The 23,649-nt window shown below is 65.7% G+C and carries 21 protein-coding genes and 1 pseudogene; 10 read left to right on the forward strand and 12 right to left on the reverse strand.

Annotated elements, in window-relative coordinates:
• Positions 1-162: 162 nt before the first annotated feature.
• The 4 genes from ACZYVJ_RS05525 to ACZYVJ_RS05540 all read left to right on the forward strand — a co-directional run bounded on the left by ACZYVJ_RS05525 (position 163) and on the right by ACZYVJ_RS05540 (position 7,111).
• Positions 163-4,404, forward strand: a complete 4,242-nt coding sequence (locus ACZYVJ_RS05525; RefSeq protein ID WP_463830107.1) for a molybdopterin-dependent oxidoreductase — start codon at positions 163-165, stop codon at positions 4,402-4,404.
• Between the two features lie 153 nt (positions 4,405-4,557).
• On the forward strand, positions 4,558-4,803 hold the full coding sequence (locus tag ACZYVJ_RS05530; protein ID WP_463832852.1) for a hypothetical protein: 246 nt from the start codon (positions 4,558-4,560) through the stop codon (positions 4,801-4,803).
• A 287-nt stretch (positions 4,804-5,090) separates the two neighbouring features.
• On the forward strand, positions 5,091-6,443 hold the full coding sequence (locus tag ACZYVJ_RS05535; RefSeq protein WP_463832853.1) for an MBL fold metallo-hydrolase: 1,353 nt from the start codon (positions 5,091-5,093) through the stop codon (positions 6,441-6,443).
• A 71-nt stretch (positions 6,444-6,514) separates the two neighbouring features.
• Positions 6,515-7,111, forward strand: a complete 597-nt coding sequence (locus tag ACZYVJ_RS05540) for a rhodanese-like domain-containing protein (protein WP_463830108.1) — start codon at positions 6,515-6,517, stop codon at positions 7,109-7,111.
• A gap of 10 nt (positions 7,112-7,121) precedes the next feature.
• Here the strand turns inward: ACZYVJ_RS05540 and ACZYVJ_RS05545 are convergent, their stop codons facing one another.
• From ACZYVJ_RS05545 to ACZYVJ_RS05595, 11 genes are read right to left on the reverse strand one after another with little or no spacing between them, the layout of a single operon-like run.
• Positions 7,122-7,628 (reverse strand): CAP domain-containing protein, encoded by a 507-nt coding sequence (locus ACZYVJ_RS05545; RefSeq protein WP_463830109.1) that lies wholly within the window; start codon positions 7,626-7,628, stop codon positions 7,122-7,124.
• Between the two features lie 14 nt (positions 7,629-7,642).
• Positions 7,643-8,275 (reverse strand): hypothetical protein, encoded by a 633-nt coding sequence (locus ACZYVJ_RS05550; protein WP_463830110.1) that lies wholly within the window; start codon positions 8,273-8,275, stop codon positions 7,643-7,645.
• A complete protein-coding gene (locus ACZYVJ_RS05555; RefSeq protein WP_463830111.1) occupies positions 8,272-8,943 on the reverse strand; it encodes an Mce protein in 672 nt (223 codons plus the stop codon). The genes ACZYVJ_RS05550 and ACZYVJ_RS05555 overlap by 4 nt, the downstream gene beginning before the upstream one ends.
• 17 nt (positions 8,944-8,960) lie before the next feature.
• Positions 8,961-10,442: an MCE family protein gene (locus ACZYVJ_RS05560; RefSeq protein ID WP_463830112.1), complete on the reverse strand. Its 1,482-nt coding sequence runs from the start codon at positions 10,440-10,442 to the stop codon at positions 8,961-8,963.
• Complete coding sequence (locus ACZYVJ_RS05565) at positions 10,443-11,564, reverse strand: MCE family protein (RefSeq protein WP_463830113.1); 1,122 nt, start codon at positions 11,562-11,564, stop codon at positions 10,443-10,445.
• Positions 11,561-12,913: an MCE family protein gene (locus tag ACZYVJ_RS05570; protein WP_463830114.1), complete on the reverse strand. Its 1,353-nt coding sequence runs from the start codon at positions 12,911-12,913 to the stop codon at positions 11,561-11,563. The genes ACZYVJ_RS05565 and ACZYVJ_RS05570 overlap by 4 nt, the downstream gene beginning before the upstream one ends.
• Positions 12,910-14,094, reverse strand: a complete 1,185-nt coding sequence (locus ACZYVJ_RS05575; protein WP_463830115.1) for an MCE family protein — start codon at positions 14,092-14,094, stop codon at positions 12,910-12,912. The genes ACZYVJ_RS05570 and ACZYVJ_RS05575 overlap by 4 nt, the downstream gene beginning before the upstream one ends.
• Complete coding sequence (locus ACZYVJ_RS05580; protein ID WP_463830116.1) at positions 14,091-15,119, reverse strand: MCE family protein; 1,029 nt, start codon at positions 15,117-15,119, stop codon at positions 14,091-14,093. Before ACZYVJ_RS05580 ends, ACZYVJ_RS05575 begins: the two co-directional genes overlap by 4 nt.
• On the reverse strand, positions 15,116-16,384 hold the full coding sequence (locus tag ACZYVJ_RS05585) for an MCE family protein (RefSeq protein ID WP_463830117.1): 1,269 nt from the start codon (positions 16,382-16,384) through the stop codon (positions 15,116-15,118). The genes ACZYVJ_RS05580 and ACZYVJ_RS05585 overlap by 4 nt, the downstream gene beginning before the upstream one ends.
• Positions 16,385-16,388: 4 nt before the next feature.
• The gene (locus tag ACZYVJ_RS05590) at positions 16,389-17,237 is read right to left on the reverse strand and encodes an ABC transporter permease (RefSeq protein WP_463830118.1); all 849 of its coding nucleotides are present in this window, start codon (positions 17,235-17,237) and stop codon (positions 16,389-16,391) included.
• Complete coding sequence (locus tag ACZYVJ_RS05595; RefSeq protein WP_083095809.1) at positions 17,234-18,001, reverse strand: MlaE family ABC transporter permease; 768 nt, start codon at positions 17,999-18,001, stop codon at positions 17,234-17,236. Before ACZYVJ_RS05595 ends, ACZYVJ_RS05590 begins: the two co-directional genes overlap by 4 nt.
• A 619-nt stretch (positions 18,002-18,620) precedes the next feature.
• On the opposite strand from ACZYVJ_RS05595, the gene stf0 reads away from it, so the two are divergent.
• From stf0 to ACZYVJ_RS05610, 3 genes are all read left to right on the forward strand, one after another.
• The gene (stf0, locus tag ACZYVJ_RS05600; protein WP_463830119.1) at positions 18,621-19,424 is read left to right on the forward strand and encodes a trehalose 2-sulfotransferase; all 804 of its coding nucleotides are present in this window, start codon (positions 18,621-18,623) and stop codon (positions 19,422-19,424) included.
• 124 nt (positions 19,425-19,548) lie between these two features.
• Positions 19,549-19,713 (forward strand): hypothetical protein, encoded by a 165-nt coding sequence (locus ACZYVJ_RS05605; RefSeq protein ID WP_463833091.1) that lies wholly within the window; start codon positions 19,549-19,551, stop codon positions 19,711-19,713.
• Positions 19,707-20,837, forward strand: coding sequence for a YeiH family protein (locus ACZYVJ_RS05610; protein ID WP_463832854.1), 1,131 nt, complete (start codon positions 19,707-19,709; stop codon positions 20,835-20,837). The genes ACZYVJ_RS05605 and ACZYVJ_RS05610 overlap by 7 nt, the downstream gene beginning before the upstream one ends.
• A 61-nt stretch (positions 20,838-20,898) precedes the next feature.
• Here the strand turns inward: ACZYVJ_RS05610 and ACZYVJ_RS05615 are convergent.
• A pseudogene (locus tag ACZYVJ_RS05615) lies at positions 20,899-21,170 on the reverse strand (aminotransferase class V-fold PLP-dependent enzyme); the annotation flags it as partial.
• A gap of 364 nt (positions 21,171-21,534) precedes the next feature.
• Between ACZYVJ_RS05615 and ACZYVJ_RS05620 the strand changes: the two are divergent.
• The 3 genes from ACZYVJ_RS05620 (at position 21,535) to cysE (ending at position 23,464) form a co-directional block, all read left to right on the forward strand.
• A complete protein-coding gene (locus ACZYVJ_RS05620; protein WP_463830120.1) occupies positions 21,535-21,762 on the forward strand; it encodes a hypothetical protein in 228 nt (75 codons plus the stop codon).
• An 83-nt stretch (positions 21,763-21,845) separates the two neighbouring features.
• Entirely contained in the window at positions 21,846-22,778 is a 933-nt protein-coding gene (gene cysK, locus ACZYVJ_RS05625; protein WP_463830121.1) for a cysteine synthase A, read from the forward strand.
• 2 nt (positions 22,779-22,780) lie between these two features.
• Positions 22,781-23,464: a serine O-acetyltransferase gene (cysE, locus tag ACZYVJ_RS05630; protein ID WP_463830122.1), complete on the forward strand. Its 684-nt coding sequence runs from the start codon at positions 22,781-22,783 to the stop codon at positions 23,462-23,464.
• Positions 23,465-23,649: the final 185 nt, after the last annotated feature.

Genomic DNA, 23,649 nt, shown 5'->3' on the forward strand with positions numbered 1-23,649 from the left:
CGGCGATTTCACACCGGCGCGTTGGCCGCTGAGAGGAAGAAGTAAACCGGGGGAAATTTCGGGCAGCGATGCCGAAACATGCCTGCTCCACAATGAACTCACCTGGTACGGAGCTAACCCGTACGCACTCGACGGAGGGACGTAAGCGTGGCGAGGGAGTCCATGGCGCGTGAGAACGCCGTGAACACCATGTGCGCTTACTGCGGCGTCGGTTGCGGAATGGTGTTGCAGATCACAACGGATCCGAAAACGGGCCGCGATCACGTCGTCAAGTCAGTTGGGAGCAAGGAACATCCGGCCAACTTCGGCCGGCTGTGCACCAAGGGCGCGACCACCGCGGACATGCTCGGCGCGCCGGGCCGGATGGACTCGGCGTATGCGCGGGCCGACCGTGGCGAACCATTCGAGCCGATCGACATGGGCCAGGCGATCACCCAGTGCGCGAAGCGGTTACGGGCGATCGTCGATGAGCACGGCGCGGACGCCTTCGCCATGTACGTGTCCGGCCAGATGTCCATCGAGGCGCAGTACCTGGCGAACAAGCTGACCAAGGGCTTCATCGGCACCAACCAGATCGAATCGAATTCGCGACTGTGCATGGCCAGCGCGGGTTCTGGTTACAAGCTGTCACTGGGCGCGGACGGACCGCCCGGGTCCTACCAGGACTTCGAGCGGGCGGACGTCTTTTTCGTCATCGGCGCCAACATGGCCGACTGCCATCCCATCCTGTTCCTGCGCATGATGGACCGGGTCAAGGCCGGCGCAAAGCTGATCGTCGTCGACCCGCGCCGCACCGCGACCGCCGACAAGGCCGATCTGTTCCTGCAGATCGCGCCGGGATCGGATCTGGCGCTGCTCAACGGACTGCTGCACCTGATCGTCGAGAACGGCCACACCGACGCCGATTTCATCGCCGACTTCACCGAAGGCTGGGAGGTGATGCCCAGTTTCCTGGAGCAGTACACCCCCGACATGGTCAGCGCGGTGACCGGCATCCCCGAACAGGACATCCGCGCGGCGGCTCAAATGATCGGTGAGGCCGAGAATTTCATGAGCTGCTGGACGATGGGCCTCAACCAGAGCACTCACGGCACCTGGAACACCAACGCCATCTGCAACCTGCACCTGGCCACCGGAGCGATCTGCAAGCCGGGCAGCGGCCCCTTCTCCCTCACCGGCCAGCCCAACGCGATGGGCGGTCGCGAGATGGGGTACATGGGGCCGGGATTGCCGGGCCAGCGTTCAGTGGCATCCGAGGAAGACCGCGAGTTCGTCGAAAACCTGTGGGGCATCCCGCGCGGAACGCTGCGCACCGAGGTGGGTGGCGGCACCATCGACATGTTCTCCCGGATGGCCGACGGGCAGATCAAGGCCTGCTGGATCATCTGCACCAATCCCGTTGCCTCCGTTGCCAACCGAAAGACCGTGCTGGCCGGACTGGAGCGCGCCGAATTGGTGATGGCCCAGGACGCGTTCTTCGAGACCGAGACGAACGAATACGCCGACGTGCTGTTGCCTGCGACCCTGTGGACGGAGTCCGAAGGGGTCATGGTCAATTCCGAGCGCAACATGACATTGTTCCAGCCCGCGGTCCAGGCGCCGAGCCACGCCCTGCCCGACTGGCAGATCATCGCCCGGATCGCCTGCGAGATGGGCTTTTCGGAGGCGTTCAGCTACAACTCCGCCGAGGAAGTCTTCGAGGAGATCAAGCGGTTCTCGAACCCGAAGACCGGTTATGACCTGCGCGGCGTCAGCTACGAACGGCTGCGTCAGACCCCGCTGCAGTGGCCATGCGCACCGGAGGGCGACGGTGACCGCAACCCGATCCGCTATCTCAACGACGGTGTCAGCCAGACGAGGTTGGTCCGCGAGGATGGCAGCGTACCGCGGCTGGCCTTTCCCACGGCGACAGGTCGCGCGGTGTTTTTCGCCCGCCCGCACCTGCTGCCCGAGGAAATGCCCGACGACGACTACCCGTTCCTGCTGAACACCGGTCGCCTGCCGCACCAATGGCACACCATGACCAAGACCGGCAAGGTCGCCAAACTCAACAAGCTCAATCCTGGGCCGTTCGTCGAGATCCACCCCGATGACGCCGCGCGCCTGCAGATCGCCGACGGCGATCAGATCGAAATCGGGTCCCGCCGAGGACGTGCCGTGCTGCCCGCTGTCATCAGCGACCGGGTGCGGCCGGGCAACTGCTTCGCGCCGTTCCACTGGAACGACGCCTTCGGCGAATACCTGTCGATCAATGCGGTCACCAACGATGCGGTCGATCCGATCTCGAGCCAGCCCGAATTCAAGGCGTGCGCCGTCGCGCTGACGAAGATCGCCGTCTCTCAACCGGTTTCGGTCACTGAGACGCCGGCGCCCACCGACACACCAGAACCCGGACCCGCGGAGGTACGAGAAATCAGCGTGTCACAAGTCGATGCCCTCAGCGAATTGCTCGGTGTGGCAACACAACCCAAGCCGGAATTCGACGAGCTCGGCCGCACCTACCTGGCCGGCATGCTGACCGGGCTTCGCTCGGACGCGGGTCGCCGCACCGGCGGGGTGCCCACCCTGCCACTGAGTGCGCCGTTCGATTCCAGCACCCGGCTCTGGGTGGACGGCCTTCTGGCGGGACTGTTCTCACGCGTCGACGGACCCCAGCCGGTGGCGCTGCCCGATGGGGCCCATCCGGTGCCGATGGAGGCCGCTGCGCAACCGCCCGCCACGCCGTCCGATGCGAAACCCGCGGCCGAGCGTGCTCCCATCGTGGTGCTGTGGGCATCGCAGACCGGGAACGCAGAGGAACTCGCCGCCGAGATCGCCGCGCAATTGGGCGCCGCCGAACTTCCGGTCACGCTGCAGAGTATGGACGACTTCCCAGCGGCGGACTTGGCGACGACGAAGGAACTGTTGTTCGTTACCAGCACCACCGGTGACGGCGAAGCGCCCGACAACGGCGCCGGCCTCTGGCGGGTGCTGACCGGCGAGGGTGCGCCGCGGTTCACCGACACCCGCTATGCCGTGCTCGCGCTGGGCGACTCCAATTACGACGATTTCTGCGGTCACGGCCGCAATCTGGACGCCCGGCTGGCCGAGTTGGGGGCGTCGCGCATCGCCGATCGGGTGGACTGCGAGCCCGACTACGACGACACCGCGGCGAAATGGGTGGGCGACGTCATCGACGCGCTGACCAAGACGCCCACGTCGGTCGGCGGCGACGGGGCCGTGGTGGCGCCGGCCCGCACTGCCCCGGTTGCGGCACCGTCTCGCCAGAATGGCCACGCGACAAGCGCTTACAGCAAGAAGCATCCCCTGATCACCGGCATGGTCCGCAACACCGTGTTGAGTCAGCCGGAATCGACAAAAGACGTGCGGCACTTGGTGTTCGACCTGCCGGAAGCATCCGCGACCTACGAGGCCGGCGACGCGCTCGGCGTGTGGCCGCGCAACAGCGACGAGTTGGTCGACGAATGGCTGTCGGTGACCGGGCTGAACGGCCAGACCCCGGTCGAGGTCGGCGAGCATGGCCTGATGTCGTTGCGCTCCGCGCTCACCGAGCGCATCGAGATCGCCCACATCAGCCGGGACCTGGTGCGGTTCGTCCAGGAGCGCACCGGTGACTCGACGCTCGCGGAAATGCTGAAGCCGGAAAACAAACGCGCACTGGCGGATTGGACGTGGGGGCGCCAGTCCATCGACTTGCTGTCCAAGCTGCCGGTGTCCGCGTCGGCCCACGAGTGGCTGCGGGTCCTCAAGCGCCTTCAGCCGCGGCTGTACTCCATCTCGTCGAGCCCCAAGGCGTGTCCCGGGGAAGTTCACCTGACGGTCTCCCCGGTGCGCTTCAACTTCCAGGGCGTGCCGCGGCGCGGGGTGTGTTCGACCTACCTGGCCGACCGCTCCCCCGGCGATCGAGTCGCTGTGTATCTGCAGCAGTCGAGCAATTTCCGGCCGCCGAGCGAGTCGGACACGCCGATGATCATGATCGGCCCCGGCACCGGCATCGCGCCCTTCCGCGGTTTTCTGCAGGAACGGCGCGCGCTGGGCCACACCGGCCCCAACTGGCTGTTCTTCGGTGAGCAGCACGCCGCGACCGACTTCTACTACCGTGACGAGCTCGAGCAGATGCGTGACGACGGGTTCCTCACCGAGTTGGATTTGGCGTTCTCCCGGGACCAGCAGCAGAAAGTCTACGTGCAGCACCTGATGCGCAACCGTGGGGCGCAGTTGTGGAGCTGGCTGCAGGACGGCGCCCAGCTGTACGTCTGTGGCACCGCCGATCCGATGGCCAAGGACGTCGACCGGGCGCTCTGCGAGATCGCGGCCGAATTCGGCAAGCTCGACCCGGAGGCGGCGAGGGACTACGTCCAGTCGTTGAGCGCCGACAAGCGCTACCACCGCGACGTCTACTAGCGCCGATCGGCTGCTGCCGCGAAAGCTGTAACACGGCGGAAACATCGCACAATCGCCACCGAAACTTCGGCGTCGCACGATGCACTCACAAGGTCGCGTACCTGAAGGAGTGACGTCATCGTGGCTCGGGAGTGTGATGGACCCGATCGGGTCATCAAGAACGGCTGCCCGCTGCAATGCCGGCTGCGGGACGGCGGGAGAGCCGACGACCTGGCCAGTGACCAGGTCGATTGGGCTGGGCTGCCCGTCAACCTGGACTTCGCGTTCTCGCGGGACCAACGCGACAAGGTCTTGGCGCAGCATCTGCTGCGCAGGCGCGGTACGCAGTTCGGGCCGTGGCGACGCGGCACCCTGGTGTGCGTCTGCGACATGGCCGACGAATCGCTCACCGGCGGATAGCACCAGAAAACTTCACGGCTCTGCGGCGCGGCACGAGCCGGCGCAAAAATCACCGTGGTTGAAACGCTTCGATGCTTCGGCGGCCGAAACGTTTTCCCGTGCCGAGCTGCGCTGACCGGCCGTTGACACGGTGAGCGTTGTATTCAAAGCTGCTCCGGCCGCCGTTCTCGCCTGCGCGACTCGCGCCGGCAACCCGCGTTCGGGGTACTAGAAGACATGCCGATTGCCGCGAGCCGAAGAACAGCACACGACGCCCACACGAGCCGACCGAGAGGTTGAAAACGATGGTGGACGTGACGATCATCGAGACCTCGGGTCTGGGCGACCGCAGCTATCTCGTCAACGACGGCACGGTCGCCGTCGCCGTGGATCCGCAACGAGACATCGACCGGGTGCTCGAGCTGGCGCAAGACCTGCGCATCACGCACGTGCTGGAGACCCACATCCACAACGACTACGTGACCGGCGGGCTGGCACTGGCCGAAGCGACCGGCGCCCAATACGTCGTTCCCGGGGGGGAAGACGTCGGCTTCGACCGCCGCGCCGTCGGGGACGGCGACCAGATCGACACCGGCGGAATTCATTTGGAAGTGCTGCTCACACCCGGACATACCCATCATCACGTCAGTTATGTGCTGCGTGACGATTCCGGCGAGGCCGTCGGCGTCTTCACGGGGGGATCGCTGCTCTTCGGCAGCACCGGCAGAACAGACCTGATCGGCGACGACCACACCGAGGAACTGGCCCGGCTGCAATACCATTCGGTGAGGCGCCTCGCCGACGAGCTGCCGCCGGAGACCGCGATCTATCCCACCCACGGATTCGGCAGCTTCTGTTCGGCGACGCCACCCGACGGTGACGCCTCCACCATCGGCGAACAACGCCGCAGCAACCCGGCGCTGACCCAGGACGAACAGCAATACGTCGACGAACTGCTGGACGGGCTTACGGCATTTCCCGCCTACTACGCACACATGGGCGTCATCAACAGGGCGGGCCCCGAAGCGCCGGACCTGTCCCCGCCCGAGCCGGTTGACGCACAGCAACTTCGGCACCGGATCGACGCCGGCGAGTGGGTGGTCGACCTGCGGAACCGCACGGCGTTCGCGGCGGGGCACCTGGCGGGCACCTATGGGTTTGAGCTGTCCGGATCGTTCGTGAACTACCTCGGGTGGCTGTACAGCTGGGGCGCACCGCTGACGTTGATCGGAGAGGACGCCCAACAGGTCGCCGACGCTCAGCGCGAGCTCGCCCGCATCGGCGTCGATCACCTCACCGGCAGCTCCACCGTCGATATACGCGCGCTGGCCGACGGGGCGGCGCTGCGCAGCTATCGGGTCGCCTCCTTCGAAGACCTCGCCGATGTGCTCGGTGACAGCGCGGTTACCGTCGTCGACGTGCGTCAGCCGCACGAATTCGACAGCGGCCACGTGCGCGATGCGGTCAACATCGCGGTGCACGAACTGCCGGAACGCCTCGGCGAACTTGCCCACGACCGCGAACTATGGATCCACTGCGCCAGCGGCTACCGGGCGTCGATAGCCGCCGCGTTGCTCGACCGGCATCAACGCCGCGTCGTGCTCATCGACGACGACTACGACAACGCGGAAAAGCTCGACATCACCTCAGGTTCACCGTGATTGAAACGGTAAGCCGTCACCGCGATAGCGGGTTGTGACTAGATGAGGCGACCACAAGGGGAGGGAATCACATGAGCGCACCGACCGCCGACGCCATCACGTCGGCCGAGCTGCGCAAGCAGCTCGAGTCTTCCGCCGCTCCGCGCATCGTCGACGTGCGGACACCCGCGGAGTTCGAAACGTCCCACATATCCGGGTCCTACAACGTGCCCCTGGACGTGCTGGGCGATCACACCCGTGAGGTCGCCCAGCTCTTGGACGGGGACCGGGAGGTCGTCCTGGTGTGCCGTTCGGGACAACGTTCCACCAAGGCCCAAACACTGTTGCGCAACGCCGGTTTGACCGGCGGGCGCGTCCTCGAGAACGGGATCGTCGACTGGGAAGGGCTGGGCTTCGCCGTCGACCGTGGCGCCCAGCGTTGGGATCTGGAACGTCAGGTGCGACTCGTCGCCGGGTCCGTCGTGCTGTCGTCGGTACTGGGCAGTGCCGCGCTCCCCTGGCTCAAATGGGTGGCAGCCGCGATCGGTGGCGGGCTGACATTCGCCGCCCTGACCGATACGTGCGCGATGGCCACGGCCCTGTCCAGACTGCCCTACAACCGCGGCGCCACATCCGACCCCGAAACGGTTCTGTCCGCGCTCAATACGGTGACCGATGCGGCAGGCTAGGCACTCACGTCTACCGCGTGGGCGGATCCGGCTGCCCGTACACCGCCACCACCACGGTGCGGTCGATGCTGTTGTCCGACCACACCCCGATGGTGTTGTTGGCGCAGTCGCGGATGATCGCCATGTCGTCCGGGTTGTAGTACCACTGGTTGACCAGTTCGAGGCTGCTGATGGCGATGGCCGGGTTGATCGCCACGGTCTCGGCGGCCCTGCCGCGAAAGCCGGCGGCGCTGGCGCGGTCTTGCGGCGTGGAACCATCGGAACCCGTGTCGCCATTGATGTTTCGGTTGTTGATCATGTCATCGGCGTGCCATTGGGCGGCCAGCGTGAGGGCGTTGTTCCTGACGACGTCGTTCGTGCAGCCCGCCTGGTGCTGAAGGGTGTAGACGGCCGAGACCACCGCGCTGTTGAGCCGCTTGTTGTCGGCGTGCGCGGCGGGCGCCACCAAGGTGGCTGCCCCCACCAGCACCACGCCGACGGGCAGTACCCGGGCGCAACGGCGTACCGATACTTCCATGACGGTTCCCCGGGTCACACGGGGTCGAAGCGCGAAACCAGCCATCGGCCGTTGACCTTGTCCAGGGTCATCCGCACGACGGGCTGGGTGTCGGTGGGAGCGCCCGCACCGATGGTCACGGTCTGATCGACGTAGACCAGGGCCACGGCGTGGTTTTCGGTCGCCGAAACCGAAGCCGCCGCATTGACTTTGGCGATTGACGAGATCTGCTTTTCTTTCGCACCGGGAACGACGACCTGGCGTGTCAGCTCGGCGTAGGCGTCCTTGAACTCGCCGGTCAGCCGTTCGCGCGCCGCGGCGAGGTCTTTGTCCACCGTGTCGGCGTGATAGGACAACAACGCGACGGCGTCTTCGCGGGCGGCCTGCACCGATTCGACTCGGGCCAGCGCAAGGTCGTCGGCTGTCCCCGCCGACCACTTGAGGTATCCCGCGCCGAGCGCCAACACCAATGCGATCCCGGGCAATATCCCGTAGGCGAACACCCGCGGCCACGCGATGCGGCGCTTTGTCCGCTCGGCCTTCGGTCGCGCCTCGACCGGCGATTCGTCCGGCTCGGTGGTCTCCGGTTCCTGGTGTGCGTCTTTGGTTGCCGAATCCGATTCCTGGTCGACGGTATCTACTTTCACATCTTCCTTCAGTGTCGTCATGGCACGAACACCACGTTCGAGACCTTGGCGTCATCGCCGACCGAGCGAACCTCGATGCGCATGCGCCATTCCCGGGGCGCCTCTTCACCGCCGGCGGTGCGCGACTTCACCGCGACCGCCACCAATACCTGGGCGGAGTCGCCGCGCTGGGATTCCAGGCCGGCATCGGTGACCGTCCCTTCCGATTTGGACTGTGCCGCCTTGACGACCTCCTCGAACGGCTTGGCCCGCTGTTCGAAGTCGTCCCGGAATGCGCCGGTGGCCACATCGAGGATGCGCTGCACGTCGGCGTCGACCTGGGTGTAGTTGATCGTGGTGAGGTTCACCGCGCCCTGGCGGGCCGCGGCAACGTACAGGTTCTGTCGGGCCTGGGCGTCGTGCTTTTGGTAGGCCCGGTATCCGAGCCAACCACTCAAGCCGGCCAGCGCGGCCACGATGACGGCGCTGGCCACCAATGCCGTCCCGACGCGAGACGGCCGCCGCCGCTGGACACGCTCGCGCCACCGCGTGAGCCGGCCCGCGGATGGGGTCTCACCCTCGCCGCCGTCTTCGGCGTGGAGTTTTTCAGCCTCCTCGGTGTCGGTCACGTCGACGTCCTCGGTGACGTCGATTGCCGTTGGCGCGTCGACGGTTTCCTCCGTCGTGGGGATGTCGGGTGTGTCCGCCATGGTGCTCCTTCACACTGTCAGGGTTGCGGGACAAGTAGTTGCTGCCAGTTCTTGGCACGCGGGTGGGCCAGGTCCGATTGGGTATAGCGGCGGCCGTCGGGCCCGATGTAGTCGCCGGTGGCCGGGTCATAGGTCGCGACCGCGGCCGGCGGGGGCGGCGCCCCTGGCGCCGCGGCGGTGCCACGCGGCGGCGGCAGTCTTGGATCTTGCCCCGGCGGATAGAGCGGCACGCCCTGACCACTGGTGGTGGCGTTCGGGTCGCCCTTCCAGTTGTAGCCGTCGTTGAGCGGCACGTACTCCTCATCGCTTTCGCACAGCTCTACCGTGGGTGCCCTCTTCCATGGCTTGCTCTCACACGGAATGTTCCGCACGCCACGGACATTGAACTCCGAATCCTGCGGTACCCGGCAGAACAGGTCCGCGGCCGGCCGGTCCGGCGCGTCGACCCTGGCCGGCGAGCGGCGCTGCTGCGGCGGCAGGTAGCCGGTGGTGCAGGGTGGCGGCAGGTTGAGGTTGAGGTTGAAGTCCAGCTGGGCGCCCCGGTACTCCTGCTTGGTGTTGGAACTGGGCACGACGATGGCCGCCATGGCCGCGATGCCCTGCGGGAGCAGGACCAGCAGTTGCTCGATGTCGTGGCGGTAGACGACGGCGATGTCGCCGAGGCTCACCAGATTGGCGAAGAGCACCGGCAGCGCCGGCGCCACCCGGTCCAGCATCGCGCGGCCCTCCTCGATGCCGGAAGTGCCCTGCGTCAACAGGTCTCGCACCGCGGCATCCTGGGCCTTGAATTGCGCCATGACGGCCGCGGTGCGGCCGGCCCACGTGGCGATGGCATCGGATGTCTGCACCTGCGAATCGAGTACCGCCGGCGACTGGTCGATGAGGGCGGCAAGTGGGTCGACGGTGCGGCCTCCGGCGATGGCCAGCGCCGTCGAGCCGTCGACGATCCGGGATAGTTCCGGCCCCAGACCACCGACCGCCCGATTGGTCTCGTCAATCACCGCGCGCAAGTTGTCGCGTGGAATCGCTTGCAGCGCACGGTTGGTCACGTCAAGCAGGTGCCCGATGTCGACGGGCACATCGACGTGTCCGGCGGTGATGACATCGCCGTCACGCAGCGTGCGGGAGCGTTCGCCGTCCTTGCCGGGGTGTGGGGTCAGTTCGATGTACTGCTCGCCGATCGCCGACCGGCTGTGCACCGACGCCTGCACGTCGGAGGGCACCTTGACTCCCGATCGCAGGGCCAGCACCGCGCGCACCCCCGTGGCGGTGACGCCGACCGATTTGACCTGACCCACGTCGGTGCCGCGGTAGGTGACGACCGAGGTCTGGTAGAGCCCACCGGATTGCGGCAGATCGACGATGACCTTGTACTCCCCGATCCCGAACAACGTAGCGGGCAGTTTCATGAAGTTGAACGCCATTGCGCCACAAGACAAGACGGTCACCAGTGTCAGGATTGACAACTGGATCCACGTCCGGCGATTCAGCCGAAGCATTCAGTATCCCCCGAAATGGTACGGATAGGTCAGCGGGTTACCCCCGGTGACCGGGCTCGGCTGCATGCCGATGGTGCGACCCCATTGCAGTTCGAGTTGGGTGAGGTTGCCTTCCCAGCGCGAGCCGGTGAACAGCCCTTGGTCGATGCGGCTCAACGTCAGATCGACGACCAGGGTGAGGTTGGCGTAGTCGCCGCGGAACCAGTTCCGCACGGTGGATGCCGGCCACGGATAGGTCACCAGGCCGTCCAGCCCCTTGGTGAGGGAGGGTCCCGCATCGGCGAGCGACCGCAGCACCGGTGCGATGTTGCGCAGGTTGTTGACCAGGGATTCGCGGCTCTGGTGGATGGTGTCGGCGGCGATCGCGCTGAATTTGCCGACCTGGTCGATTGTGTCGGCGATCTTGGTGCGCTCCTTGGCCAACACGTCCAGCGCTTTGGGGACCGACGTCAAGGCTTTGTCCACGACCGTGTCGTTCGCGGCGACCTGCCCAACCAGAGAGTTGAGATTCTCTGCGGCGGCGATGATGTCGTCGGTCTGGTCGTTGGTGCGCGCAATGAATTCGTCGATCTGGCTGAGCAGGCTTCGCATGTCGTTCTCACGTCCGGCGAATGCCCTGGCGACCGCCTGGGTGATTTGCTGCAGCTGGCCTATTCCCCCGCCGTTCAACAGGATCGACACCGAGGCCAACGTCTGCTCGGTGGTGGGGTACAGGCTCGCGCGCGACAACGGAATGACCGACCCAGCCTTGAGTTGGCCTACCGGCGCCTCCCCTTTGGGCGTCGCGAGTTCGATATGCATCGAACCGAGCAGGCTGGTCTGCCCGAGCTTGGCGGTCGAATTGGCCGGCAGGTGCACGTTGCCGTCGATCCGCATGGTGACCAGCGCATGCCAATCCTGCAGTTCGATCTTGGTGACGTTGCCGACGTTGACGTCGTCGACCCGGACCCGGGTGTTCTCCTGGATGGTGACCACATCGGGCATCTGCGCCTGAATCGTGTACGAGCCCGGTCCCCCGCCGGCGGTACCGGGCAGGCTGAAGGAGTTCAGACCGCGCCAACCACACGCCGACAGGGTGACCACGCATATCAGCCCGAGGACTGCGGCCGCTGCGCGTCTCATGGCTGCCCCGTCGCAAGCATCAGGTTCTGCAGCACCTCGATGGAGCTGGTCGTGTTCGACGGCCGCGCAGGCGGGGCTTCGGCCGGTTGCGGCTGGTCGGCCGGCGCCGGCTGCTCGGGAGGCGGTGGCGCGCCGTCCGGTGGCGCGGGTGCGTCGGGCGGTGGCGGGGGCGTGTACCCGGGCCGCAGCCAGTCCTCGCTGTAGGTGATCTCGCTGGGCCGGGCCTGCGTCCCGACGAACGGGTTGATGCCCGCCGGAATGTAGTTGTAGATGCGGTTTTTGATGATCGGGTTGAGGTATTGCAGGCACAGCTTCGACACCCGCGCCAGGCGTGCCCGCGACGCGGCCTCGATCGAGCTGCAGATGAACTGCGGAATGTCGGCGAAGTTGTTCAGGGCCAGGATGCCGGTCATCGCGCTCTGGGCCGGCTGGTAGATGTTCAGGAAGTTCTGGAACACGGTCGGGGCGATGTGCAGGATCTGCTTGATGTCGCCGCGGCTGTCGTTGAGCGCCGTTGTGATGGAACCCAACCGGTCGAAGGTGACGCCCGCCGCTTCGCGGTTCTCGGCGAGAAAATCACGCACATCGGTGAGCGCGCCGTCCAACGACTTCAACGCGTTGCCGACTTCGTTGGGGGTGTTGGACAGCAGCGTCGTCACGCCGGCAAGGTTCTGGTTGAACGAGGCCAGCAGATCGCTGCTGGAGTACAGTGCGGACACCAGCAGCTGCAGGTTACGCACCGTGCTGAAGATGTCGTCGGCGTGATCGCCGAGCGCCGAGATCGCCTCGGAAAGCTTGATCACGGTGTCGTGGGCGGTGTCCCCCTGGCCGCGGACGTTGTCCGCCGCCGAGTCGATGAACTCGCCGACGGAATTGACCCCGCCTGGGCTGGTGGGCTGCAGGGCGTCGGTCAGCTTCTCCAGCTGCTTGCGGAAGTCGTCCCATTCGACGGGAACCGCGGTGCGGCTCAAGGGGATCGAGGCGCCGGCGCTGAGTCTGGGGCCGCCGGAGTACGCCGGGACGAGCTGGATCGCCCGCGAGGTCACCAGCGACGGCGACAGGATCGCGGCGCGAGCATCGGCGGGGATCGAATACTGCTTGTCGACCGAGAACGTCACCTTCGAGCTGGCCGGCTGGGGCTCGATCTTGTCGACCACACCGACGGCGACGCCGAGGATGCGGATCTCGTCGCCGACGAACAGGCCGTTGGCCTCGGTGAAATATGCCGAGTACGTGTTTTTTTCGACGTCTTTCCACAGTTTGTTGCCAACCAGAAACGATGCCACGACCAGCGTCAGGATCAGGCTGGCGGCGGTTGCCTTCTGAAGGGTGCCCCGACTGATGTTCATGGCGAATCGAATTCGTGCGGCGAGGGCGGCGGTATGGTCCGGATTGGCGGGGTGGACGGCGGCGGCGACGGCGGCTGCGACCACAGCGGCACCGGCGCGTTCTCCGGCGGTACGGGCGGGGTTCCGGTGGGCGGGTCCACCGCCTCCGACGGCAGCTTCTGGTTGGGGTCCAGGAATCGGTCGTACATGTCCGCGTCGAGCACCGGGCCGCCGATCTGGCCGGGAACCAGGTTGGCAACGTAGGCCTTGAAAAACGGTCCGGAGCCAAGGCATTCGCCGAAGGACATCGCGTAGCGCTTGAACTTGGGCAGCGTCTTCTGGATGTCTTCCTTGCGGTTGTCCAGGATTTCCAGCACGCCGTTGAGTTTGTCCAGGGCGGGTTTCAGTTTGGTCCTGTTGTCGTTGACCAGCCCCGAGATCTGATGCGAAACCGCGGTCAGGTTGTTCATCAGGGCGTCCAGCGAATCTCTTTCGTCCAGCAGGGCGGCCAGCAGCGCGTTGGAATTCGCCACCAGTCCGGCGATCTGCTGGCTGCGCTTGCCCAGCACCGCCGACACCTTGTTGGCGTTGCCCAGCAGGCCGCGTAGCTGCGCGTCCCGGCCGTTGAGGGTGTCGGAGAAGCGGGCGACACCCTCCAATGCGGGCCTGAGGCTGGCCGGCGTCGCCTTGAGGGTGTTGGCCAACGTGCTGAGGGCCGTGGACAATTGGGCGGTGTCCAGGCCGCTGATGGTGGTCGTCAGATCGCCCAGAGCGTCGGGCAATTCATACGGCGAGGTGGTGCGCTCGAGGGGAATGGTGCCCGACAGCTTCCCGCCGCCGCGCGGCGTCAGCTCGAGCATCTTGGCGCCCAGTATGGTTTCGGTCTTGATCGCCGCCTCGGTGCGCTCCCCCAGCTCGACGCCCTTGCGCACGGTGAACCCCACCCGGACCTTGGTGCCCTCCAGGCGAAGGTCGGAGACCCGGCCCACACCCATGCCCGAAACCCGCACGGTGCTACCGGGTTTGATTCCGCCGGCTTCGGAGAAATACGCCGCGTAGTCATCGGTGTTCTTGATGAACGGCAACTTGTTGTACTGGAAGGCGACGATGGTCACGCATGCCAGGATGACGGTTCCCATCACGCCCAGCACGAAAGGGTTTCGCCGGTCGGCCGATTTGACCTTGGGGATTTTCAGCTTCATTGCGGCGTGCACCGCCCGCTGGGCTGGCCCAACAGCTTGACGAAGATGGGGTTGCCCCCCTTACCGTTCAGCTTGAGCAATACCTCGCAGAAGTAGAAGCCGAAATAGTCACCGTTGAGGCCCTGCCGGGCGAGCACCTGGTAGATGTCCGGGAGATCCTTGAGCAGTTTGTCGACGTACTCTTTGTCGGAGAGCACCTGTCCGGACACGCGATCCGTCTCGTGCACAACGTCTTTGATCGGCTGGCGGGACTGGGCGAGCAGATCGGTGATCGAACCCGCGGCCGCGTTGATGTAGGCGAGGCCCGTGGAGATGTCGTTTCTGCGCTGGGTCAGCCCGTCCACCAGTTCGGCCAGCTTGTCCACGCCGTCGGAGAACTCGCGATCGCGGGTGGCGAAGGTGTGCAGCACGGTGTTGAGGTTGGTGATCAGCTGGCCGATCAGCTCGCTGCGCCCGGCCAGGGTCGAGGTCAGTATCGAGGTTTGCGACAACACCGACGCCAGCGTGCCGCCCTGCCCCTGAAAGATCCGCAACAGTTGACCCGACAGGGCGTTGACCTGATCGGGGTCCAGGGCGCGGAACAACGGACGGAAACCACCGATCAATGCGTCGAGGTCGAGCGCGGGCGACGTCCGGGCCAGCGGGATGGTCGCGCCGGGCGGCAGCCGGCGCGGCGGCCCCGGGCCCTCCTCGAGCGCGAGATAGCGGTCACCGATCAGGTTTTCGTAACGCACGACGGCCTTGGTGCCCTCGCTGAGTCGAACGCCTTTGTCCACCTCGAAGTCGACGGTGACCGTGCCGTCACGGTGCAGGCTCAGGTCGCCGACCTTGCCGACCTCCACCCCGGCGATCCGCACGAAGTTGCCCGACTTCAGACCGGAGATGTTGGTGAAAATCGCGCGGTAGTCGGTGCGGTCCTCGAACCGCAACTGCCCAAACACCGCGATCAGCGCAAAGGTGAACAGCAGGCACACCGCCGTGAAGATCCCGACGCGCAGGATGATGCTGGATAGTTTCCTTCTCATGGCGGCGGCTGCCCCCCGCGCCAGAAGTAGCGAGGCCCTTCCGGAGGGTTCTTGGTGGTGGGGAACCAGTTGGCCCACCATGGATTACCCGCGGCCACGTTGGTGCGGATCTCATTCGGGGCCGCCCCCCAGCCGGTATCGGTGACCAGCGCCCGCACCGGGAAGTTCGCGCTGGGGTCGGGCAGCGAACCGCAGCTCGGCTTGCCGCCCGGCCCGCCGGTGGCGTTCACCTTGGGCAGGTGTTTCGGATAGCGGTACGGGTCGTCGCCGAACAGCAGTGCTGAATCGAGGATCACCGAATAACCGTTGCCGCCCAACGCGTCTCGTCCACCGTGATCGACATACCATTGCGCACCCTGGAAAAGGCAGGTATAGGTCGGCGAGTACTTCTCCAGCAGCGCCGTCGTCGGGTCGAGCAGGTTCATGGACCGCACGATGTTCGACTCGTTGCGGCCGATCACGTTGATGCCGGTCTGGCTGAAGCCGATCGCCGACAGCAACAACGAATCCAGCGAGCGCTGGTCATCCGTGATGGTCGTGCTGGTCGTCGTCGCCGAGTCCAGGACGGACAGGATGTTCTGGGCCGCATCGGAATAGATGGCGGTGGTCTTGCCGAACAGCCGCCAGTCCTTGCCGATGGTGTCCATTCGCGGGTTGACGGTGAGCAGCACGTTATTGGCGTCGGTGATTGCTTGTCCGAGCCGCTCGCCCTTGCCGCGCACCGATTGCGCGAAGGCCGACAAGATCGCGTTCAGCTTTGCCGGGTCGATCGCCTGGACGACCGACTGCAGATTCTCGAAGACGGTGTTGACCTCCACGGTGACGTTGCGCGAGTGCAGCAGCGCGCCGGGCTTCAGGGACGTGGCGCTGGGATGGTCGGGAACGATCAGATCGACGTATTTGGAGCCGAACGCGGTGGTGGACTTGATCTCGGCCTCGAGGTTGCTCGGCAGATACTTGAAGGCGTCCGGTTGGATCTTCAGTTGCAACCGAGCCGTCTTCACGTCGGTGCCGATCGAGGCGACCTGTCCCACCTGGACGCCACGCAGCTTGACCTTGGCGCCGTCTTCCATCACCAGACCGGCACGGTCCGATACCAGCGTGAGCGGCACGAAGGCCTGGAATTTGCCCGAGAACGAGGCCGCGGTCATCGCGATCAGGCTCCCGATCAGAATGAACAGGGTGGGCGCCCACCAGATCGGGTCGATCTTGCTGTGGCGGGTCCTGTTTCGCTGGAATGCCCGGTCGGCCTTGTGAGTGCTCATCCCGTCAACCCGACAGGTTGAAGTTGCCGGACTGCCCATAGACGGACAGCGAGATCATCAGGCACACGAAGGCGGTGACGATCATCGACGACCGCACCGACCGACCGACTGCTTCCCCGACACCCGCCGGACCACCCGTGGCGGTGAAGCCGTAATACGTATGCACGACCATCACCCCGGCTGCCATGGTCAGCGCCGCCAAGAACGACCAGAACAGGTCGGTGGGGCGCAAAAAGGTTGCGAAGTAATGCTCGTAGACACCCCGTGACTGGCCGTACACGTAGATCGTGAGGAACTTCGCGGCGATGAACGACATCAGCACGGCGACGGCGTACAGCGGGATGACGACCAGGATGCCGGCGATGATCCGGGTGGACGCCAGGTACGTGACGGCCCGGATGCCCATAACCTCCAGCGCGTCGATCTCCTCGTTGATGCGCATCGCGCCCAGTTGCGCCGTCGCGCCCGCGCCGATCGTGGCGGCCAGCGCCAGGCCGGCCGTGCAGGGCGCGATCATCCGGACGTTCAAAAACGCCGAGAGAAACCCGGTCAGCGCTTCGACGCCGATGTTGGACAGCGTGTCGTAACCCTGCACCGCGACGAGGGCGCCGGTGGTCAGCGTGAGAAAGCCGATGATGCCGACCGTGCCGCCGATGACGGCCAATGCGCCTGTGCCCATGCCCATCTCGGCGATCAGGCGCAACAATTCTCCCGGATAGCGCCGGACCGCATCGACGGTGGCGGTCAGGGACTGCCCGTAGAACGCGGTCTGGTCGCCCAGCTTCCGCGTGGAATCCGCGAGGCGGGGGCCAAGTGTGACGAACCACGAGGGCTCGCGCGCCGCATCGGTCATTTGGCCGTCACCTTCACGCCGAGCGCGGTGGTCAGAATGTTGATGAAGAACAAGGCCATGAACGAGAAGACCACGGTTTCGTTCACCGCGTTGCCGACGCCGGTCGGCCCACCGCCCACCGACAAACCCTTGTAGCAGGCGATCAGGCCGGCGGACAGCCCGAACAGCGTCGCCTTGATCAGTGAGATCACCACCTGCGGCAGCCCGGTGACCAAGGTCATCCCCGCGACGAACGCGCCGGGCGTGACGTGCTGGACGAACACCACGAAGATGTAGCTGCCGGTCAACCCGGTGACTGCCACCACCGAGTACAGCAGAACCGCGACGAACGTCGCCGCGATGATGCGCGGAACCACCAGCGCCTGAATCGGATTGACGCCGATGACCTTCATCGCGTCGATTTCCTCGCGGATGGTTCGCGCGCCCAAGTCCGCGCACATAGCCGTCGACCCGGCGCCCGAGACGACCATCGCCGTGACAACAGGTCCGACCTGGGTCACCGAGGCCAATCCGGCACCGGCACCGGACAGGTCGCCCGCACCGATCTCGACGAGCAAGATGTTGAGGACGAACACGATGAGCACCGTGTACGGAATCGACAACATGATGGTCGGGAAAATGGAAACCCGGGCGACAAACCAAATCTGCTCGAGGACTTCACGCCACGCCCAGGGCCCACGCACCGCGGCGACCAACGCCTCGGCGCTGAGCAGAAAGAATTGGCCCAGCGCGTTCATCGGCTTCGCGAGGGTCGTCGCGTTCACATTGCTTGCCCAACCCGATGGCGGCCCTTGACTCAAACCCGACCCCCATCTTCGTAACGGCGTTTATACCTTCGTAATTCGCTGGCCTGAAACAAACAGCACTGTTTACCTGCGCCGCGTCTGTTCGAGCGCACAGATGAGGGAATGTACGGGCAAGGCGATGCCCGGCGTCAGGTTTGTAATCAGCAAGAAGGAATGTGAGCAACGGCCGATCGGATCCGGCCGAAATTGCTATCGCCCACGGGGATCGGCAGGTCGCGAGCCTGCGTGATTGCCTGGCGTCGGCCTGTCGCGCAGCCGCGGTCGCGGCTTCCGGCAGACGGACCGATGCCCAGCCGGTGGCGCACGCAGGCGGCTGGATCGACCGAGGGGCGAGGCCGAGAGCCTGACCGAAACAGATTGTGATGAAACTCTTCTCAACGCAGCACGGCGCGCGCCGCTTACGCGGCTTTTCGTCCGCTCTGAAACCAGATGAGCGCCCACGGCCACCGTCCCGTTCGGCTGTCGTCGCCGAACGCCACAGTTCGGGTAAGTCGGATTCGGGGCAAGAGTTTCCTTCAGCCTGACCGTAATCGCCCGACCCCGGATTGAAACTGACGGTTCTGGATACACTCTGCCGGTGACAAGAAGCCCGTCGTCATATCTGGTGTTGGCGTCGCAGCGCAGCGGCAGCACGCTGCTGGTCGAGTCGCTGCGCGCCACAGGCGTGGCCGGCGAGCCACAGGAGTTCTTCCAGTACCTCCCGTCCACCAGCCAGTCCCCGCAGCCACGGGAGTGGTTCGCCGGCGTCGACGACGAGTCGATCCTGAGCCTGCTCGACCCGCTGGACGTCGGCACGCCCGACCTGGCGCCGCCCGAGGTCTGGCGCGCCTACATCCGCACGGTCGGACGGACACCCAACGGTGTGTGGGGCGGCAAGCTGATGTGGAACCAGACACCGCTGCTGCTGGACCGTGCCAAGAACCTGCCGGATCGCAGTGGAGACGGCCTGCTGGCGGCGATCACCGACGTGGTGGGCGAGCAGCCACTGCTGATCCACGTCTACCGGCCCGATGTGATTTCGCAGGCGGTGTCGTTCTGGCGGGCGGTGCAGACGCGGGTCTGGCGGGGCAGGCCCGATCCGGCACGGGACGCCCGCGCCACCTATCACGCGGGAGCGATCGCCCACGTCGTCACCATGCTGCGCGCGCAGGAAGAGGGCTGGCGCAACTGGTTCGCCGAAGAAGGCGTCGAACCTATGGACATCTCGTATCCGGTGTTGTGGCGCAACCTGACTCAGGTGGTGGGTTCCATCCTGGAGGCGTTGGGCCTGGACCCACAGCTGGCGCCGGATCCGGTGCTGGAGCGCCAGGCCGACCACCGTTCCGACGAATGGGTGGACCGCTACCGCGTCGACGCCGAGAAGCACGGCCTGCCAACCTGATCGACCGACAGAGCTAAATTCAGCCCGAGCCAATCACTTGGATGTGGCGCGCGCGCACGCCACCATTCGGAGTCGACGGGTGCGGCTGGGAGACGCCGCCATGGGCGCTTGAGGAGCGGTCATCGTGGGTAACGGCGTGCCGACTGGCGGAAAGGACCCCGACGCTTCGCGGCGGCCGGATTGGACGGCCCAGCTCGGTGGGGTGTCGGTGGACTGGTGGGCCACCGCGGTGGCCGGTGTGATCGTCGCGCTGGCCGTGGCCAACGTGCTCCCGAAGATCCCCTGGTGACCGGCGTGAGCACGGTCCAGGTGGAGCCCGACGAAACGTCGGATGAAGCCACCTTCACCAGCACCCGCCCGCTCGACTATGTGCCGGGCATCCTGCTCCTGATCGGGGTGGGGGTGTTGGGCAAGTACGCCCAGATCTGGTGGAACGCACTGGCCAAGCAGCAACACTGGACCGTGCCCGACATCGAATACGTGTTGTGGGCGATTGTGATCGGTTTGCTCATCACCAATGCCATCGGTCTGCACCCGATATTCCGCCCCGGCGTGCTGACCTACGAATTCTGGCTGAAGGTCGGGATCGTGGCGCTTGGTTCGCGATTCGTGCTGGGCGACATCGCCAAGCTCGGCGGGATCAGCCTGGTGCAGATCCTGGTGGACATGACCATTGCCGGAACGATCATCATCGTCGTGGCCCGCGCGTTCGGATTGTCGGGCAAGCTCGGCTCGCTGTTGGCGATAGGCACGTCCATCTGCGGGGTGTCGGCCATCGCCGCGGCCAAGGGCGCGATCCGGGCCCGCAACTCCGATGTCAGCTACGCGATCGCGGCGATCCTGGCGCTGGGCGCAGTGTCACTGTTCGTGCTGCCGCCACTGGGCCATGCGATCGGTCTCACCGACCACGAATTCGGTTTGTGGGCCGGGCTTTCGGTGGACAACACCGCCGAAACGACGGCCACCGGATACCTGTATTCCGACCATGCCGGCAAGATCGCGGTGCTGGTGAAGTCGACCCGCAACGCGCTGATCGGGTTCGTCGTGCTGGGCTTCGCGCTGTTTTGGGCGGGCCGGGGGCAGGCCGACGAGATCGCGCGGGGCGCCAAGGCCAAGGCCGCGTTCGTCTGGAACAAGTTCCCGAAATTCGTGCTCGGGTTCCTGGTGGTCTCGGCGATCGCCACCGCCGGCTGGCTGACCAAAGGCCAAACCGCCAACCTCGCCAACTTTTCGAAATGGGCGTTCCTGCTGACCTTCGCCGGCGTGGGACTCAACACCGACATCCGTCTGATCGCGCGCACCGGGTGGCGTCCGCTGGTGGTCGCGGTCATCGGGCTCACCGTCGTCGCCACCGTCTCCCTCGGCATCGTGCTGCTGACGTCACGCGTATTCGGGTGGGGCGCAGCGACTTAACGGTTCAAATTCCCAACCGTGTTGTCCGCGGCCCGATTCGGACTCTCAATACGCCCGGCGGTCAGCCGACACCCGCGGCACCCGCTGCGATCCGGCGCACCGCCGTCATGAGCATTCGATTTCCCCGAATGTGTGGTCGATGGCGAAGGACGGGCGCACTGTGGCCTCGAGCCCATGGCGACGAAGGGTCGGCTGCACGCCGTGATGGCCCGCGCGCCCCGCGATGCCTCTAGCGTTGAGCGCCCTGCTCACCTCGAGTGGCTGGTCCCAGGCCAGCACCAACGACGGCACGCGGCCCCACCGGCGCACACCGGGTGCTGTGGGCTTGGTCGGTGGCCCCTGATTGCGACCGCCCGCGTCTCTGGTCATTTGCCCCGCCGTCCGCCGCACCGGGTGCTCGCGCCGGGCGAAGACACAAGTAAGTCCTGGCCAGCAGGTCTAAAGCGGAGCTGGACCAAACGTCCGACCACGCCCGATGTCCTATAGTGGTGACATGCAACACTCGGTACAGCTGCGCTTTGCCCCGTCGCGCTGCCTCGTCGTGAACTGTTGTTGCTGTTGCTGGTGTTGTTGATTTCCTCAAGCGCTCTGACCTTGTAGAAATCCCGCGCTCGCCTCTCAGGGCGGTATCGCCGGATCTGCCCGGCGGAATCACACCGCCGGCTCGCGGAAAGCCTTCCAGGAAGATCAACTATCCATGACTATCCCGCTGATACTCAGCGCGAACGACGGCCACGAACTCATAGACGCGGACGGCTTCGCCGTCGCCGGGACGATCGAACCCGGCACGGGTTTCTATCGACGTCATGCGCCCAACGCTTCGGGAATAACGCTCACCGCGAAAACGGTTGGCGATCTGCATGGACGCGTGCTCACCGGGGTTTCGCTGGATAAGCGTCGCAACGCTTCACCCCGGTGGCGCTAGCCATCCCCACCGAGATGAACATAGAGTTCGATATTAGCTGGCAGGCAGAGGCCTGGTCCTACGTCGTTGGAGACAATAGGTAGATGAGCATCGCGGAGAACGTCACGGAATTGATCGGTAACACCCCGTTGGTCCGGCTGAACCGGGTCACCGAAGGTGCGGTCGCCGACGTCGTCGCCAAGCTGGAATTCTTCAACCCGGGTAACAGCGTCAAGGACCGCATCGGGGTCGCGATGATCGACGCGGCCGAACAGGCGGGCCTGATCAAACCGGACACGATCATCCTCGAGCCGACGAGCGGGAACACCGGCATCGCCCTGGCGCTGGTCGCCGCGGCCCGCGGCTATCGTTGCGTGCTGACCATGCCGGAGACCATGAGCGTCGAGCGACGAATGTTGTTGCGCGCGTTGGGCGCCGAGATCGTTCTGACGCCGGGTTCCGACGGCATGCCGGGTGCCATCGCCAAGGCCGAGGAACTGGCCAAGAGCGACCAACGGTATTTCGTGCCACAGCAATTCGAGAACAAGGCCAACCCCGCGATCCACCGCGCCACCACCGCGGAGGAAGTGTGGCGCGACACCGACGGCAAGGTCGACATCTTCGTCGCCGGCGTGGGCACCGGCGGCACCATCACCGGCGTGGCTCAGGTGATCAAGGAACGCAAGCCCTCGGCGCAATTCATCGCCGTGGAACCGGCCGGCTCCCCGGTGCTGTCCGGCGGACAGAAGGGGCCGCATCCCATCCAGGGCCTCGGCGCCGGGTTCGTCCCGCCGGTGCTCGCGATGGATCTGATCGACGAGGTGATCGCCGTCGGCAACGAGGAGTCCATCACCCTGGCCCGGCGGCTGGCCTCGGAAGAGGGACTGTTGGTCGGCATCTCCTCGGGGGCGGCGGTGGTGGCCGCCCTGCAGGTGGCCCGCCGCCCCGAGAACGCCGGAAAGCTCGTCGTCGTGGTGCTGCCCGACTTCGGCGAGCGGTACCTCAGCACGCCGTTGTTCGCCGATCTGGCCGATTAACCATGCTCGAAGCAATCCGACGCGACATACGAGCGGCCAGGGAGCGCGATCCGGCCGTTCCGACCACACTGCAGGTGATCTTCGCCTACCCGGGCGTGCACGCCATCTGGGCCCACCGCATCAATCACTGGCTCTGGCAGCGCGGCGCACGGCTGGTCGCGCGCATCACCGCCGAAATCACCCGGATCCTGACCGGCGTCGAGATCCATCCCGGTGCCGTGCTGGGCCCCGGTCTCTTCATCGACCACGCGACCGGGGTGGTGATCGGGGAGACCGCCGAGGTGGGCGAGGACGTGACCATCTACCACGGCGTCACCCTCGGCGGCAGCGGCAGGGACAGCGGGAAACGCCATCCCACCATCGGTGATCGGGTGACCATCGGCGCTGGAGCGAAGGTCCTGGGCGCGATCAAAGTTGGCGACGACAGCCGCATCGGCGCCAACGCCGTGGTGGTCAAAGAGGTTCCGTCGAGCTCGGTGGTGATCGGGGTGCCCGGGCAGGTCATCAGCCGCAGCCGACCCGGCAGCCCGGACGACTCGATGATGCCCGACCTCGTCGGTGTCAGCCTGCAGTCGTTGCTGACCCGCGTGACCAGACTCGAGGCCCGGGCGGACGGCTCGCAGACCAATCACGTCATCAGGCCGCCCGAGGCCGGCGTCTGGCACGGCGAGGACTTCTCCATCTGATCTGTGAAAGATCGTGGAGCCCAGCTGAACACGCCCTGAGCGCCGGTATTCGCCACCCTGCACCTAATCCTCATCGGCGCGTTGCGCGGGGCTGAGCTCGGCGAAGTATTACTCACGCTGAAGTTAACCCGGTCATGGAATGCATCGCCGTCCGCAGCGTTGCACAGTGGGTTATGAGCACCACG

The sequence above is a fragment of the Mycobacterium sp. IDUB_3 genome, from assembly GCF_055419585.1.

Bases quoted from the DNA above. Each gene is read 5' to 3' on its own strand.
- ACZYVJ_RS05525 (WP_463830107.1), top strand. From the start codon at position 163: ATGGCGCGTGAGAACGCCGTGAACACCATGTGCGCTTACTGCGGCGTC.
- ACZYVJ_RS05540 (WP_463830108.1), top strand. From the start codon at position 6,515: ATGAGCGCACCGACCGCCGACGCCATCACGTCGGCCGAGCTGCGCAAG.
- ACZYVJ_RS05545 (WP_463830109.1), bottom strand. From the start codon at position 7,628: ATGGAAGTATCGGTACGCCGTTGCGCCCGGGTACTGCCCGTCGGCGTG.
- ACZYVJ_RS05550 (WP_463830110.1), bottom strand. From the start codon at position 8,275: ATGACGACACTGAAGGAAGATGTGAAAGTAGATACCGTCGACCAGGAA.
- ACZYVJ_RS05555 (WP_463830111.1), bottom strand. From the start codon at position 8,943: ATGGCGGACACACCCGACATCCCCACGACGGAGGAAACCGTCGACGCG.
- ACZYVJ_RS05560 (WP_463830112.1), bottom strand. From the start codon at position 10,442: ATGCTTCGGCTGAATCGCCGGACGTGGATCCAGTTGTCAATCCTGACA.
- ACZYVJ_RS05565 (WP_463830113.1), bottom strand. From the start codon at position 11,564: ATGAGACGCGCAGCGGCCGCAGTCCTCGGGCTGATATGCGTGGTCACC.
- ACZYVJ_RS05570 (WP_463830114.1), bottom strand. From the start codon at position 12,913: ATGAACATCAGTCGGGGCACCCTTCAGAAGGCAACCGCCGCCAGCCTG.
- ACZYVJ_RS05575 (WP_463830115.1), bottom strand. From the start codon at position 14,094: ATGAAGCTGAAAATCCCCAAGGTCAAATCGGCCGACCGGCGAAACCCT.
- ACZYVJ_RS05580 (WP_463830116.1), bottom strand. From the start codon at position 15,119: ATGAGAAGGAAACTATCCAGCATCATCCTGCGCGTCGGGATCTTCACG.
- ACZYVJ_RS05585 (WP_463830117.1), bottom strand. From the start codon at position 16,384: ATGAGCACTCACAAGGCCGACCGGGCATTCCAGCGAAACAGGACCCGC.
- ACZYVJ_RS05590 (WP_463830118.1), bottom strand. From the start codon at position 17,237: ATGACCGATGCGGCGCGCGAGCCCTCGTGGTTCGTCACACTTGGCCCC.
- ACZYVJ_RS05620 (WP_463830120.1), top strand. From the start codon at position 21,535: ATGACTATCCCGCTGATACTCAGCGCGAACGACGGCCACGAACTCATA.
- cysK (WP_463830121.1), top strand. From the start codon at position 21,846: ATGAGCATCGCGGAGAACGTCACGGAATTGATCGGTAACACCCCGTTG.
- cysE (WP_463830122.1), top strand. From the start codon at position 22,781: ATGCTCGAAGCAATCCGACGCGACATACGAGCGGCCAGGGAGCGCGAT.